Below are 14,109 nucleotides of genomic sequence, written 5' to 3' on the forward strand. Positions count from 1 at the left end.
AAAGGATTGTGCTCATGTCTGCTCGACCTACCTATTCCGATGAGTTCAAGGCTGATGCCGTTGAGCTTGTGGTTTCATCTGGGCGTTCGCCTGCCTCTGTCGCTCCGGAGCTCGGCATTTCCGTTACCGCGTTGAAGCGCTGGGTGCGGCTGTCTCGTGAAGGGCAACCGGAGGGCGGCGGCAAACCGGATGATCCGGTGGATCCTGCGAAATACAAGGCTTTGGAGGCGCGGCTGCGGGAGCTGGAGAGGGAGAACGATTTCCTGAAAAAAGTTTCGGCGTTCTTCGCCAAAGAACAACGGTAGAGGACTTGTACCGAGTTGTTCAGGAGAAGAACGCCGACTTCCCGGTGGCCTGGATGTGCCGGCAGTTACAGCTTCCGCGGGCCACGTATTACCGGCAGCTGGACGCTGAGGAGACCCCGACGGCGCTCCGCCGCCGGGAACTGACGGATCAGGTGAAGACCGTCTTCGATTCCTCCGACGGGATCTTCGGCCACCGCATGGTGCACACCAAACTCACTGCCGCCGGCATCGAGGTGTCGGTGGGCACGGTGGCGGGGATCATGGCCGAGAACGGGTGGGCCGCCAAGCGGATGCGCGCCTTCAAGCGCACCACGATCCCCTCGGATCCAGACAAGGTCTTCGAGGACCTCATCGGCCGGGACTTCACCGCAGAAGCACCTGGAACACGCCTGGTGGGCGATATTACCTACCTGCGCACCGGCGAGGGGTGGCTGTATCTGGCTACTGTCATCGACCTGTGCACCCGCATGGTCGTCGGCTGGGCCATGGCTGACCACATGCGTGCTTCCCTGGTCACCGGGGCCCTGACGATGGCAAGGGACCGCGGCCATCTGAGCCCCAACGCGATTTTCCACAGCGATCATGGAACGCAGTACACGTCCCGCGAAATGGGCGCCTGGTGCGCCGGGAATAACGTCCGGCAGTCCATGGGCGCCACCGGGGTCTGTTGGGATAATGCCGTGGCCGAATCACTGTTCTCATCGCTGAAGAACGAGTTCTACCATCACCACAGCTTCGCCACCCGGCAGGACGCGAGACGGGCGACCATGCGCTACATCGAAGTGTTCTACAACCGCTGGAGGCCCCACACCAACAACGAAGGTCTGCCGCCAGCGACGGCGATGGCCAACTTCACAAGAGAAAACCAGCCGCTTCCCGCTGCTGCCTGACCGAAAAGAAACTACCCGACTGTCTCACATCCTTGACACACCTCAGACCTACCAAAAAGGGGTTTTTGACCACCCGGAACCAACCTGGTCCCTACCAGTGGTAGGGACCAAAAAGGGCGAAAAATCCGCTAGATCTAGGTGTTTTTGGGGCCGTTTCGGGCTGGTCCCTACCAGACCTACCGGAAAACAACATCTCCACAAGGGAGAAACGATGATGATGATTTTGGAGGGGTCAAAACATAACACCCTGGTTCCTATATATGAAACGTAGTTTTAAGGTAGGTACGGTAGGTAGATATATATATATGGCCTTAATTCCCCTAGATCTAGAGGTTTTTGAATCCGTTTTGGTCCCTACCACTTGGTAGGTACCTGGTAGGGACCGGTAGGGACCGTCCCGGACGGTGCCGCCAGCCTCTTCCGGGCCATCGGCGCATGGTTTCCTGCGAAGGAGGCCACCATGCCAGCAGTAAAGACACCCCGTCCGGCGACACGGACCGGGGCCCGCAAGACCACCGCCGCAACGGCAAAGCCCGGGGCCCGGTCAGCGTCCAGGAGCACGCCCCGGACGGCCACGAACGGGACGGCCAAAAAGCCGGCCCGTACGACAGCGAAACGGCCGGCCAAAACGGGCCCGGCACCGAAGGCGGCCGCGTCCTCCGCCAAGGCTCCGGCGGCCCCCAAGCGCAACCCAAGAATCCCCCGGCCCAAAGGCCTGGAAGTGAACTATTCGGGGCACATTTTCAGATCCCGGCTGGAAGCGCGGTGGGCGGTCCTATTGGATCTGCTGGCCATCGATTACGACTACGAGGTGTGCTTCTACCGGGTCGGGGACGGACTGACCTATCTGCCGGACTTCTACCTGCCCGGCCAGGACCTTTGGCTGGAGGTGAAGGGGCCGGCGTTCCTGGACGCGGCATCCATGGCCAAATGTCTGGCCTCGGTCGCCGGCCCCGCCCCGCTGCCCTCACGTTCGGCACCCTACGCACCCTCCGGCCGACTCATGCTCGGCGGCCCGTTCCTGCGCCCCGGTCTTGGCCGGCAGGTCCACACCCTCATCAGCCGGGATGCCGCGGGCCGGGCAGCGCTCAGCTACGCCACCTTCGACGCCTCGGGGACTACCCCGGTCGGGACGGCATGGGACACCGTTGCAGCGGACGGGGTGAAGAAAGCCCGCCGGCCCGCAGCAGCCAGGCTGCAGGCGCTCCTGGAACCGGCACAGGCGGCCCTGCCGATGGATGAGAGCGTCCGGGCCGCGTACCGGTTCGCCGCGACAATGGCCTTCGATGACGCCAGCAAGACCGTCTCCCCGTTCAACGACCGCGACGTCATGGACAGGCTGTCCCGACGGAGGGCCGGACGCCCCCTCGGCCTGGCCGCGTAAAGATTCCCGCCGGCGGCCGCCGGGTCAGGCTGGCGGTGCCGGTCCGTGCGGGGAGCCGGGCGCAGGGGTCCGCACACATGTCCGCAGCCACCAATCTTCTCGAACGGAGACCCCCATGACTTCAGCACCGGCCCGCAAGAGCACGCAGTTGTCCCGGCCGATAGTTGCCACCGGGCTGGCCACCACCATTCTCATCGCCGCCGGGGCTTTCATCCTCTCGTTCGCGGCCCTCACCGATCTGGCCGTCAGCGCCGGCATCAGCCCGGCCCTGGGCTGGATCTGGCCCATCATCATCGACGGGCTCATCGTCGCCGCCACCGTAGCGATCGTCGCCCTCGCCGGCCACGACCGCCGAACGCTCGCCTACCCTTGGTCCGTCCTCATTCTTGGGGCCGTGGTCTCGACCGGCGCCAACGCCGTGCACGCGGTCCTCGCTGTCGAAGGCAGTAACGGGAACGTCCCGGTTGCCGTCTCGGCCATCGTGGCGGCCATGCCGCCGGTGGTGCTCCTGGCCATCACCCACCTGACCGTGGTGCTGGTGCAGAAATCCGCCCCTGCTCCAGTCAAAGCCAAGAAGACCGCTGCCAGGACCGTGACCCGGACCGTGTCGGTCCGGCAGGAACCTGCCAGCGCCGCGGCCACCCCCGTCCTGGCCGCCCAGGCCGCCTGACCGGCGGGCATCGGGACGGGGGCGACCGCACACATTGGTGGCATGAGCAAACGCCCGAACCTCCGCGACCTGGCGCTGTTGTGCATCCACTGCAGCGGGGGAGCCGCCGACACGAACGGCGCCTACACGGTCTGTGCCCTGTGCGTCCTGGCCGAAGACCTCACCAACCTTGCCGAGGCAGCCTGAACCCGGCCCAGTACGCCCCTGAGAGCCGCCGGTGACCCCGGCGGCTCTCTTGTGTCCGGGCCGCACACAGCAGGGCGTATGGCCCGCCAGACAGGTGGCCGCATATAGGTCAGAACAACGACTGCCAGCTCTCAGACACGAAAGGCCTCCGCATGCGTATCCCGGCACGCTTCCAGCTCATGGATGATGACCTCGAACCTTCCGAGCGGACCCGTAAAGGCAGCGGCCGGGCCGGCGCCTTCCGGTCCGGGAACCCTGAGGTCAGGCGCGAAGTCCGTCTGGCCCGCGGCAGTGATGAGCGCAAGCTCCGCCGGGCAGCGCGCGCGGTGCGCATCACCGTCTCGTTCTCCGGGTCAACCCTGGATCTGCGGGATCACACGTTCCGGAACTACCGCGAAACGTGCGAGCTGACCGGCAAGACACCGCGGCTGCGCGCCCATATCAACCTGGAACTGTGGAACAGGCTCACGGTCAACTACTTGAGGCATTGCTGCACCACGTACGACAACCTGCTCGAACAAAGCAGGGTTTTGCCCGGCAACCTGCGGCCGCTGTTCAACCAGGAGATCAAGTTCCAGGTCCTGGACGAGATCGGACGATGCTTCCCTCATCTGGCCGCAGAATGCCAGCGTCAGCGCGCCTACAGCGGGTTCAGCCTCGAAGACCACACCGTTGCCCTGCCGGACGGATCATTGGCGGCCGCTGCATGACTTCCGGGGAGGGTCGTTCCGTGGTACCCGCGGCCGGACCCAGCCAGGACACCATCCTGCACCGGGCCATCTGCCGGGTCGCCGAGGACTTTCTGGGCACCGCCGCGGCCCCGGCGCCGTCCGGGATCGTCACGTTTGCCGTGCGCGGCTTCCCGCCCCACGAGCCGCCGGGGCCGCGACGGGCCACGTTCGAGCGCCTCCGGGCGGTCGTCGGACACCGGATCACCGAGATCCTTCAGGAAGGCCTGGAAGAGGGCCGGCTCGCGGCCCGGCTGGCGGACGCAACGGAAGAGTGGAGGGCCCGGTGCCTGGGCGAACCGGACCGGGATGCCCGTGAGGCGTGGGAGGCGCCTGGCGGCCGCAGCCAGCTGAGCACCAGGTTGCTGCGCTTTGCGTTTGCGCCGCACACAGGACAGGCATGAGCATCCTCAACCAGTCCCGCCAGCCCAGGGGGTCCCTGTGGGCGGCCAGTTCTCCACCACCGGACCTTTTTTGGGAAGAACAGGCCGGTCAGCTCGTCGATGACCACCACGATCGGCTTCATGTCCACGGACGGCGGCACCTCCGTCCACTTCTGGACCCCGTGCCGCCGTAGCGGACGAAATGGTCACCATCGATATGAGGCGGTGAGCGCAGCCGAACGACCCGCCGCACGGGATTCTAAGCGTGATCCCCTGATGTAACAGAAGTTTCTCCCGCAGGTGTGGCGTCTTTTTTGGAGTGATTCTGCGGGGCCTATTTATTTATGTGTGTTTGTGTGGATACATATCGATTGCTGATAAGTCAGCTCACGAATTGGGGGATTGATGATCGAAGAAAGTATTCCTGGGTGCGCGTTGTCCGGCATTCCGTGGATCCGCACAACCGACGGTCCGCTGACAGTGCGGGAGGTGCTGACAGATGCTCACCGGATCCAGGGGATAGACACCACCCTCAACGGGATCCAGGTCGGTGCCCAGTTGCGATTCCTTACGGCGGTGGCCGCCCTTATCATCAGGCGATCATCATCGACGGGTTCCTTTAGCACGGAAGGCATAGACGCGGTCCTGGGCGAGCTGGCGCCACGTACTAGCATCTTTGACCCGGAGCGACCGTTCCTGCAGGTCCCAGCCGGCACCGAACCGGTCGCCGCAGGGGACAAAACCCCCGTGAAGAAGCTGTACCCGTGGATGCCGGCGGACCGCGCCGAGGCTTTCTGGTCCGCGAACACTGTGCCGAAGACGCTGGATCCCGCTGATGCCGTCCTGGCTTTGGCGGTGCACTACCACTACTCTTTCGGTGGCAACAACAGCATCGGTGGCCGCTCCTGCGTCAATGGCTCCCCAGGCATCCGTTATCCCGGGGTCGGCTTCACCGCCACCGAGGTGCTATGGCAGGGGAAGAACCTTTTCGAGACCATTCTGATGAACACTCCGACGGCATGGGTGTCAGGCGAGGGCCTGCCCGTGTGGGCTGACCCGTCAGCAGCCCGGTCCATGGCACAGAATGGACAGGTCGAGCACCCGCTCTGGCGGGCAACGTGGGGTTCGAACACCGCCCAGTGCCTCTGGGTTGACGGCACCTTGACCGCCGTGTCCACGGGCGGCTCGCCGCACTTGCCGCCAACCGCCGGTGCGGGCAAGGACGGCGCTAAAGCATGGTGGGATCAGCGGAACACCGAGGACAGTTTCTACCTCTATGTGGACGTCGAAAAGACCAACGCCGCCGGGGTCGTCACGGACATTCAGCGGAAAATGCAGCGTCTGGACCTGGGCCGGTATGAGACTGACCTGGCGGTGGAATGGAATGCCAAGGGACTGTCCCAGGCGGTCCGCAGCCGGTCCAAGGCCACTGTCCTGCCCCCGGGCCGCGAGAGCCAGCTCATTTTCCTCCGCCACCTGGTCGAGGGCAGCGCTTCGTCCCCAGTAGTGCGGCGCACCGAGGTCCTCGTGTCTTCTCCGAAAAAGTGGATGGTGGCCGAAGAACGCGCCCACGCCGTTGCCGATGCCGCACTCATGATCAGGGCCGCCTGCGCAGCAGTCACGGCCCCGTTCACCATGAAGGGCAGGCTCACCGCTCTGCGCGACCGCAGGACAGACGTCGAAACGGCTTTCTGGATCAAGGTCTCGCCGCTGTTTGAGAAGTTCATCACCAACGGTACCGGCGAGGAAATCGACGCAGGCCTCTGGCCTCTCGTCCGCAGGGCGGCCATGGAGGCCTTCGATGAAGTGACCGCAACGGCACCGGCCGCCAAGCTTGCCCCGTTCATCATGACGGCTCGCGGCAGGGTCGCCATGAACGTCGCAGATGTTCTCGGGCTGCGCGTAAAGAAAATGGCCTGACATGATCCCCGACAGAAAGCAGCACAATAATGACTGAAAGCCGTGACGGTATCAGGGAGTTGATCGGCGAGGTCCTTGCCCGCCGGGACAATGACCCCCGATACCGTTCCTCCGTCGCCCGTGGTGTCGAAGCCTCCACCGAGCACTACGCCTTCCCCTGGGTCCTGCGCTTCGTCGATGACGAGCGGGCAAAGACGGCCATGCTTCGTGCGGCCGGCCTCTGCGCCGCATACAGGGACATCCCGCAGGCCAACAAGCCGCTCGGGGCGTCCTTGCGGGACCTCAGTCTCATCCGCTCCGGCAAGAAGAGCCTTGACCCGGACGCGCCGGACGTCATCGCATCCCGTCTTGCGAGCCTGCAGGAACAGGACCTTGAACAGGTCTCCGCCACCATCCGGCGGTTGCTGGACTTGGCCCGGGGCTCGGGAGTCGGTGTCGACTTCTACCGGATCGGCCGGCTCCTGAGCCGATGGGGCAACGGCTACACCGAAGCTTCCCAGTCCGTTCGGGCCTCCGTGCTCGGCGACTACTACGGGGCGTGGACCCACGACGCGCCGGCTAACAGCAGCACCAACCAGAACCAGGAGAACTAACTTGAACAACCTGACACTGCACGTGATCAACACCCTGCCGTGGAGCAACCTGAACCGGGACGACACCGGTACCCCCAAGCGGGCCGTGATCGGCGGAGCGCTGCGCGGCATGCTCTCCAGCCAGGCGATCAAGCGCGCGGCCCGCACCGACTACGAGGTCAAGTCCCTGGACAAGAGCATCCGCTCGACAAACCTCGCCGGCATCGTCGCGGACCGTGCCGTCGTGATCAACCCGGCTCTCGAACCGAAGGATGCCCTCGCAGCATCCAAGAAGATCGTCTCGGCCCTCGTAAAGAACGCCGCCGGCGCCGACACTGGCGACGCGAAGGAATCCGGGACGTCTTCATGGCTGAGCATGGAAGAGATTGAAACGGCGGCTGCCGCGGTCGCTGCGGGCAACGCGGACGTTCAGTTCGTTGACGCCGGAGTCACTGGATCTTTGTCCATCGCCGCGTTCGGCCGGATGTTCGCGGCTGCCCCGGAAGCGAACACCGCTGCCGCAATCGCCGTCAGCCCCGCGATCTCCGTCCACAAAGCCGTCATCGAAACGGACTACTTCTCCACTATGGACGAGGACCCAAAGGCCACCCATAAGGGCGCATCCTTCCTTGGTGTCGCCTCCTACACCTCCGGTGTCTTTTACCGGAGCGTCACGATCGACCGGGCACAGCTCAAGCGCAGCTGGACCGGGGTGAACTCTGAGACGGCCCGGGAGCAGCTCTCGCTGCTGGTCGAGGCTCTGATCTACAAGCTGCCCTCCGGCAAGAAGAACGCCACGGCACCCTACGTTGCCCCGCTCGTGGTCCTCGCCGAGGAACAGTCCTACCGGCTGGCCTACGACTTCGAGACACCGGTCATGCCGGGCGCTGACGGCGGCTACGGGGAACCCGCGGTGGCTCGCCTGGCGGAGCAGCGCGCCGCAGCACTGGACTTCGACAAAGGAAACTTCGGGATCGCCCTCGCTGCAGGAACCGCAACCGGGGTGGACCGCTTCGGCGCAGAAACCACCGGGGTGGAGGGCCTCGTGGGGGCGGTCGTCGACTGGATCCTGGCATGACAAGCCTTTACCTTCGCTTGGCCGGACCGGCCCAATCCTGGGCCGGTCCGCGGGCCACGGGCAACCACGTCAACACCGGGCTCCTTCCGACCCGGTCCGGCATCGTCGGCTTGTGCGCCGCAGCCCTCGGGGCACGGCATGGTGAATGGCCACAATGGCTCCAGGACCTGACCATCGAAGTCCGGGTCGACAACCCCGGCCGGGTTGAGAAAGATTTCCAGACGATCAACCCACGACCGGAAGCTCAAGCTTTCGTGGACCGGATCTGGACGGCGTCCGGCAACCCCAGGAGCGCACCTCCGTCGTTCACCCCTGATGCTCAGAAAGGTACCTCGATTGTGCGCCGGACCTACCTGGCGGGCGCAGAGTTCACTGTCAGGCTCAGTCACCCGGACCGGATAGGGGAGATGGGGGAGGCGTTTGCCAGCCCCGGGTTCAGCCCGTACCTGGGCCGGAAGGCGTTCGCACCAGCGTTCCCGTTCCTGCTCGGCCTGGGGGATGACGGGCTTCTCGACTCCGCGCCTGCCCTCGGCGACCGGACCGCACTGCCCGTCCACACACTGGATGGACGTGACAACTCCTATCCGGACCGAATCGCACCGGCAGGTGGCGTTCCTGACCGGTGGGCATGGTGGTCCGTATCAGCACACCTGCCAGATCGTACGGCCGCACACGTCTAACCCAGCCAGGGTTTTCCCGCACGCGCGGGGGTTCTGCTCGGCCTCGCCGCCCTGATCCCCGCCAGACATTCGCCGTCCACGACCCACAGAGAGAGTTTCGTGACCACTGCAAGCACCCTGACCACTACAACCACGTTGACTATGGCGCCGCTGCACATCCTTTTCAGCGGACGCAACGGTATGCCCTCCCCGCGCAGCCTGAACGATCCCGCCGCCTTGCATTCAACGGTCATGCGCCTCTTCGGCCCGGTCGAAGGAGCCTCACCGCGCGCGGTTGCCGGAGTGCTTTTCCGTGTCGAACCTGCCGATCAACAGCGCCCCGGGGTGCTGCTCGTACGCTCCGGCCAGGCGCCGACCACCAGCATTGAGGGCATGATCTCCCGCGAGGAGAACGACCCGCCGGCCACGGGCACCCCCGTAGCCTTCCGGGTGGCAGTCAACGCTGTCCGCCGCCACAGCGCACGAGTCAAGGCCGCAAGCACCGACCCGTCAGCGCTCTCGGCCATAGTCCCGAGGGACGACGACCCGGCCAACACCGGCCCCGCAATGACCGAATGGCTCGCCGAGCGCCTGGCAGGGGGACTGTCCGAGGTCCAGATCCTCAACCATGACCGACGCGTCGTCGGGCGCAAAACAGGCCGGGTCGTCCAAACCGACCTCGTCGACGGGTTCGCCGTCGTCGAGAACACCGAACGGCTGCGTGAACTGCTGGCCTCTGGAGTGGGCCGAGCCAAGAATTACGGTTGCGGTCTGCTGACAGTGAAGGCGATCGGATAAACCGTGCTCTGGAGCAAACGCCACGGATTGGACGACGCCTACCCGCTGATCAGTCATCTTCTGGACACCGCAGCCGCCGCGACCGCACTGTGGGATCTGTGGCTCCGTGACGGATTGAAGGACCGGCTCGAAGCTGCCCTCGGCCCGGACGCCCGCGCCTGGGTCGCTGCCGCGGCCGGGCTCCACGACGTCGGCAAAGCCAACCCGGTCTTCGCCGGGCAGCTTGCTTCAGGCAAGGATGAGCCGTGGCATGCGGGGGTCCGGCGCGATCTGGTAGCCGCCGGGTACCCGCTGGAGGTTCCGGCCGAACGGGTCGGTCTTCTGCGCCGGCACGAACGCTCGTCAGCCTTGGCCCTGACCAGGACCGGGCTGGACTTCGGGGACAGCGCCGGCGGTGACTGGCTGGCTGCTGCCGCGCTGGGGCACCACGGGCGCTTTCAGGTCCCGGAGACACCGGAATGTCGGGCGTTCACCCGCTCGGCCGGCGGAGCCTGGAAGGACGCCCGTGAGGAGCTCACCGCTGACGTAACGGCAGCCTGCGGGCTTGACCCTGACGCCGAGCTGCCGCCCGCAACGTCCGCTGTTGCCGTGATCATTGCCGGACTCGTAATCTTGGCGGACCGGACCGCTTCCGATCTGGACGCCGTGAAGCAGGCCCAGGAGGATCTCAACGCGGGCCTCCTCGAGGTCAAGGATCACGCCGGATGGATGGTACGACGGTCCGCGTTCTTCGCCGATCGGCTTCCTCAGACCCTGGGCGTCTATCGGGACTTCGTCGATGCGCAGACCTCCATCGCTGGTGATTACACGCTCCGGCCCCTCCAGGAAGCCGGCCTCGAAGTGGGCGACGGATTGTGGATCGCCATGGCCCCGACGGGCAACGGCAAGACCGAGGCTGCGCTGCTTCGTCACGCGCAGAGGCCAGAACGTCTGATTTTCGCGTTGCCGACCCAGGCGACAACAAACGCGATGATGAAGAGGGTCCAGAAGGCCTACCAAGAGACCGGTAACGTCGCCGGGCTCGCGCACCGGCTCGCCAGCGTCGAGGACTTCTACGCACAATCCTCAGAGCACAGTACCGCCGACGGGCATGGGCTGATCCCTACCGAGTTCGTCCGCAATGGCAGCGCACGCATGCTCGCACCCGTTGCCGTGTCCACCATCGACCAGGTCCTTGCCGGTTCTCTGCGGACCAAATGGGCCCACCTGCGGTTACTGACCCTCGCGAACGCCCACATCGTCATCGACGAGGCACACCTGATGGATCAATACCAATCGGCGCTGGCAGAGCAGCTCATGTGCTGGTGGGGCGCAACCGGGACCCGCGTGACCATACTGTCGGCAACCCTGCCCCAATGGCAACGGGACCGCTTCGCCCGGGCCTACGACCCTGTTTGGGAGCCGCCTCCAATCGCTTTCCCCTCGCACAACCTTGTGCCAGGTGCTACCTGGCCCCTGGCCCAGGAAGGTTACGGTATCGCCATCTCGGTGGAGAATACTGCTGACCAGGTCTCGGCTCACCTGAAATGGGCGGCCCGGATGAAGGCCATCGCGCCCGGGGCACGCCTGGGCATCGTCTCGAATACCGTCGGCCGCGCCCAGGACATCGCGACCGGGTTGCAGAGCTACGGTTTCGACCCGATCGTGCTCCACTCCCGGATGACAGCCGGCCACCGCAGGGACGCGGCAGATCGCCTCCTGACTGTCCTCGGCAAAGGCGGGGCCGGGACGGGCACCGTAGTGGTCGGCACCCAAGCGATTGAAGCGTCACTCGACATTGACCTGGACGCCATGAGCACCGACCTTGCCCCGGCGCCGTCAATCATCCAACGCGCCGGCCGAGTCTGGCGCCACGAAGACCCGCGGCGCAGCTCCCGCCTGCCAGGCGTTGTTGAACTTCCGCTGCATATCCTCTGTAGCGACGGTAAAAGCGGGGGCCTGCCCTACTTTGCCTCAGAGCTGGCCCGGGTGAAGAGGTTCCTGACCGGCCGCAGCCGGCTGGCCATGCCGGATGACAGCCAGGCCTTTGTGGAGGCCTCGACGCTCCGCCTCGATGAAATCGACTGGACCGAACAAGAAGAGCTCGCAGAATACGGTCGGCGCTTCGCGAAAGCAGGCGGAGTCGTCATCGACGCCGCCGAAATCACGGCCCCGGACATCGACTTCGCCGCCCTCATGAGGCTCACCGGCCACGACGTTGACGAAGAAACCTTCACCCGCCTCATCGAAGGCCCCAGCATTACTGTCATCGCCATCGACCCCGACGGCACCGCCGGGGCACCCGGGGCCTGGACAGGGTCCATACAGGGCCTCGAAGCAATCAAGGCCACTGACCGCCCGGCGCTGCGGCAGGCCATGGAAGCGACCGTCCCGCTCAACGGCAAGCTGGCGCGACGTGCACTGACCGCCGGCAACCCCTGGAATCCCCGCTCCCGGATCCTCGAAGGAATGGTCCCGATCATCCTTGGCCAGGCCGGAATCGGCTACGACCCACTGCTGGGCGTCATCGACCTTGAGGCTGGTTCTTGAGCTACTCCGACCGGGCGCTGGCCTTCGCAACAATACCGGCCGGCCACCAGGTCCGTCTGGAGGACAGGGTCTCGTTCGCCTACCTGGACAGGGCCACCGTTTACCAGAACCGCACAGGGGTCTGGGCCATGCAGGCCGACGAAGGCGAGAAGATACGGACCCGCATACAGTTGCCGGTAGGCGGCATTGCCGTGCTTGCCCTCGGCCCGGGGACCTCCATCACACACCCCGCAGCCATATCTCTGACACGATCAGGTACGACAGTGGTCTTCGCCGGAAACGGTGGCGCCAACGCCTACTCCGCCGCCACACCTCTGACGTCATCTGCGCGGTGGGCCATCGCTCAGGCGCACGTCATCACCGATGAAAACTCAGTCCAACAAGCCGCGATCAGCCTCTACAAACGGCAGCTCGGCGTGCCCATGCTGCCAGGCGGTTCGGTCGCGACCATGCGCGGGCTCGAAGGCCGGACCATCAGGAACCTCTACAAGACCTTGGCCAAACAGCACGCGGTCACGTTCAAGCGCGACACCAAAGCTGACGACGTCATCAACATGGGCCTGAACCTGGGCAACTCCATCCTGTACGGCTGCGCTGCCGCGGCCTGCACCGCGATCGGCGTCAACCCGGCGCTGGGAATTATCCACCGAGGAAACAGCAGATCCTTGATCTTCGACCTCGCGGACCTCTATAAACCCTCCATTACAATTCCCGTCGCCTTTCAATCAAAGGAGGGCGACCCAGAAGCGATGGCCAAGCTTCGCTCGAGTCTGCGCAAACTGATCCACCAGAAGAAAGTGCTCGCCGGGATGCTGGATGCGCTCATGGAAGTCCTGGCGCCACACCTTCCGAAGAGGGACGATGACAGGATAATCGGTGAGGCCGGCGAAGTTGCAGGGCACGTCAACTACGGAGGTGACGAGTGATTGCGGTTGTTGTTACCCGCGCCGTCCCAGATCACCTCCGGGGCTATATCGGAAGATTTCTTACCGAGGTCGTGCCAGGAGTCTTCGTGGGCCGAACAAGCAGAGCGGTCGCAGATCGAATCTGGGAACGCACTTCCCTGGCGGTGGAAGACGGAGCATCAGCCATCGTATTGACGGACGCCAGCAGAGAACAGGGCTACGAGATACGAACCGCCGGCAGCGAGCCGCCAAATATTCTGGACGTCGACGGGCTCCATCTCGTAGGACTCGTCGGGCCACTGATTGGACGTGAAAAGACAGAAGGCGTGAAAGAATCCACATAAAGCCGCAGGTCAGTTAGTCTTTTCCCCGCACGCGCGGGGGTGTTTCCTTCCAGTTGATGATCGGCTCACCGTTCGGATCCTTTTCCCCGCACGCGCGGGGGTGTTTCCACCACAGCAGCGGCCGGCGCAACAGACCCCCACTTTTCCCCGCACGCGCGGGGGTGTTTCCTCGTTCGGGGAGGGTGATGCTGGCAATAGCGGCTTTTCCCCGCACGCGCGGGGGTGTTTCCGTGCCCCGCAACGAGCCCCGCACCAGTGACGCCTTTTCCCCGCACGCGCGGGGGTGTTTCCACACTGACGTTGCTGTTCAAGCCGCCGGCGGTCTTTTCCCCGCACGCGCGGGGGTGTTTCCCAAGGCCAAGGTGCCGACGGCTGACCGCTTCGCTTTTCCCCGCACGCGCGGGGGTGTTTCTCCTGGAACCGTTCGCCGGCTCCGGGGCCACGGCTTTTCCCCGCACGCGCGGGGGTGTTTCCCTTGCCGGAGATACCCGGGAAGGCTTCGAGGGCTTTTCCCCGCACGCGCGGGGGTGTTTCCCATTCTGGCCCGCACCTGCAAAACCTGCGGGGCTTTTCCCCGCACGCGCGGGGGTGTTTCCCGGACCGGCACCAGGGGTTTCCGGAGCCAGGACTTTTCCCCGCACGCGCGGGGGTGTTTCCGTCATCGCCCAGGCAAGCCGCCGCGACTGACACTTTTCCCCGCACGCGCGGGGGTGTTTCCGTCCTACTGCGGATCCTCGAAGACGAAACCACCTTTTCCC

At 65.0% G+C, this 14,109-nt stretch carries 15 protein-coding genes and 1 CRISPR repeat array (1 of these 16 only partly in view); all 15 genes read left to right on the forward strand.

What is annotated here, in order from left to right; all coding sequences use genetic code 11:
• Positions 1 to 14 precede the first annotated feature (14 nt).
• The 15 genes from DAD99_RS15390 (at position 15) to cas2e (ending at position 13,351) form a co-directional block, all read left to right on the forward strand.
• Entirely contained in the window at positions 15 to 305 is a 291-nt protein-coding gene (locus DAD99_RS15390; RefSeq protein WP_227008100.1) for a transposase, read from the forward strand.
• Between the two features lie 5 nt (positions 306 to 310).
• Positions 311 to 1,195 carry an IS3 family transposase gene (locus tag DAD99_RS15395; protein ID WP_193342208.1) on the forward strand — a complete coding sequence of 295 codons (885 nt, stop codon included), beginning with the start codon at positions 311 to 313 and terminating at the stop codon, positions 1,193 to 1,195.
• Between the two features lie 460 nt (positions 1,196 to 1,655).
• Positions 1,656 to 2,579 carry a hypothetical protein gene (locus DAD99_RS15400; RefSeq protein WP_193342209.1) on the forward strand — a complete coding sequence of 308 codons (924 nt, stop codon included), beginning with the start codon at positions 1,656 to 1,658 and terminating at the stop codon, positions 2,577 to 2,579.
• A gap of 115 nt (positions 2,580 to 2,694) precedes the next feature.
• Positions 2,695 to 3,249 (forward strand): DUF2637 domain-containing protein, encoded by a 555-nt coding sequence (locus tag DAD99_RS15405; RefSeq protein ID WP_193342210.1) that lies wholly within the window; start codon positions 2,695 to 2,697, stop codon positions 3,247 to 3,249.
• Positions 3,250 to 3,291: 42 nt separating this feature from the next.
• Positions 3,292 to 3,435 carry a hypothetical protein gene (locus DAD99_RS15410; protein ID WP_193342211.1) on the forward strand — a complete coding sequence of 48 codons (144 nt, stop codon included), beginning with the start codon at positions 3,292 to 3,294 and terminating at the stop codon, positions 3,433 to 3,435.
• Positions 3,436 to 3,587: 152 nt separating this feature from the next.
• The gene (locus DAD99_RS15415; protein ID WP_193342212.1) at positions 3,588 to 4,145 is read left to right on the forward strand and encodes a hypothetical protein; all 558 of its coding nucleotides are present in this window, start codon (positions 3,588 to 3,590) and stop codon (positions 4,143 to 4,145) included.
• The gene (locus DAD99_RS15420) at positions 4,142 to 4,567 is read left to right on the forward strand and encodes a hypothetical protein (protein WP_193342213.1); all 426 of its coding nucleotides are present in this window, start codon (positions 4,142 to 4,144) and stop codon (positions 4,565 to 4,567) included. The genes DAD99_RS15415 and DAD99_RS15420 overlap by 4 nt, the downstream gene beginning before the upstream one ends.
• 384 nt (positions 4,568 to 4,951) lie before the next feature.
• Positions 4,952 to 6,466, forward strand: a complete 1,515-nt coding sequence (locus DAD99_RS15425; protein WP_193342214.1) for a type I-E CRISPR-associated protein Cse1/CasA — start codon at positions 4,952 to 4,954, stop codon at positions 6,464 to 6,466.
• 29 nt (positions 6,467 to 6,495) lie between these two features.
• Positions 6,496 to 7,059, forward strand: coding sequence for a type I-E CRISPR-associated protein Cse2/CasB (casB, locus tag DAD99_RS15430; protein ID WP_193342215.1), 564 nt, complete (start codon positions 6,496 to 6,498; stop codon positions 7,057 to 7,059).
• 1 nt (position 7,060) lies between these two features.
• Positions 7,061 to 8,116: a type I-E CRISPR-associated protein Cas7/Cse4/CasC gene (cas7e, locus tag DAD99_RS15435; protein ID WP_193342216.1), complete on the forward strand. Its 1,056-nt coding sequence runs from the start codon at positions 7,061 to 7,063 to the stop codon at positions 8,114 to 8,116.
• Positions 8,113 to 8,796 carry a type I-E CRISPR-associated protein Cas5/CasD gene (gene cas5e, locus DAD99_RS15440; RefSeq protein WP_193342217.1) on the forward strand — a complete coding sequence of 228 codons (684 nt, stop codon included), beginning with the start codon at positions 8,113 to 8,115 and terminating at the stop codon, positions 8,794 to 8,796. Before cas7e ends, cas5e begins: the two co-directional genes overlap by 4 nt.
• 99 nt (positions 8,797 to 8,895) lie before the next feature.
• A complete protein-coding gene (locus DAD99_RS15445) occupies positions 8,896 to 9,573 on the forward strand; it encodes a type I-E CRISPR-associated protein Cas6/Cse3/CasE (protein WP_193342218.1) in 678 nt (225 codons plus the stop codon).
• 3 nt (positions 9,574 to 9,576) lie between these two features.
• Positions 9,577 to 12,102: a CRISPR-associated helicase Cas3' gene (cas3, locus tag DAD99_RS15450; protein ID WP_193342219.1), complete on the forward strand. Its 2,526-nt coding sequence runs from the start codon at positions 9,577 to 9,579 to the stop codon at positions 12,100 to 12,102.
• Complete coding sequence (cas1e, locus tag DAD99_RS15455; RefSeq protein ID WP_193342220.1) at positions 12,099 to 13,028, forward strand: type I-E CRISPR-associated endonuclease Cas1e; 930 nt, start codon at positions 12,099 to 12,101, stop codon at positions 13,026 to 13,028. Before cas3 ends, cas1e begins: the two co-directional genes overlap by 4 nt.
• Positions 13,025 to 13,351: a type I-E CRISPR-associated endoribonuclease Cas2e gene (gene cas2e, locus DAD99_RS15460; RefSeq protein WP_193342221.1), complete on the forward strand. Its 327-nt coding sequence runs from the start codon at positions 13,025 to 13,027 to the stop codon at positions 13,349 to 13,351. Before cas1e ends, cas2e begins: the two co-directional genes overlap by 4 nt.
• A gap of 18 nt (positions 13,352 to 13,369) precedes the next feature.
• Positions 13,370 to 14,109: direct repeats of the CRISPR family, unit length 29 nt; unit sequence CTTTTCCCCGCACGCGCGGGGGTGTTTCC; it runs 935 nt beyond the window's last position.

It is taken from the genome of Pseudarthrobacter sp. AB1, from assembly GCF_014926485.1.
Taxonomy (GTDB): Bacteria; Actinomycetota; Actinomycetes; order Actinomycetales; family Micrococcaceae; genus Arthrobacter.

Coding starts and splice junctions, on each gene's coding strand:
- DAD99_RS15390 (WP_227008100.1), top strand. CDS start 15: ATGTCTGCTCGACCTACCTATTCCGATGAGTTCAAGGCTGATGCCGTT.
- DAD99_RS15400 (WP_193342209.1), top strand. CDS start 1,656: ATGCCAGCAGTAAAGACACCCCGTCCGGCGACACGGACCGGGGCCCGC.
- DAD99_RS15405 (WP_193342210.1), top strand. CDS start 2,695: ATGACTTCAGCACCGGCCCGCAAGAGCACGCAGTTGTCCCGGCCGATA.
- DAD99_RS15410 (WP_193342211.1), top strand. CDS start 3,292: ATGAGCAAACGCCCGAACCTCCGCGACCTGGCGCTGTTGTGCATCCAC.
- DAD99_RS15415 (WP_193342212.1), top strand. CDS start 3,588: ATGCGTATCCCGGCACGCTTCCAGCTCATGGATGATGACCTCGAACCT.
- DAD99_RS15420 (WP_193342213.1), top strand. CDS start 4,142: ATGACTTCCGGGGAGGGTCGTTCCGTGGTACCCGCGGCCGGACCCAGC.
- DAD99_RS15425 (WP_193342214.1), top strand. CDS start 4,952: ATGATCGAAGAAAGTATTCCTGGGTGCGCGTTGTCCGGCATTCCGTGG.
- casB (WP_193342215.1), top strand. CDS start 6,496: ATGACTGAAAGCCGTGACGGTATCAGGGAGTTGATCGGCGAGGTCCTT.
- cas5e (WP_193342217.1), top strand. CDS start 8,113: ATGACAAGCCTTTACCTTCGCTTGGCCGGACCGGCCCAATCCTGGGCC.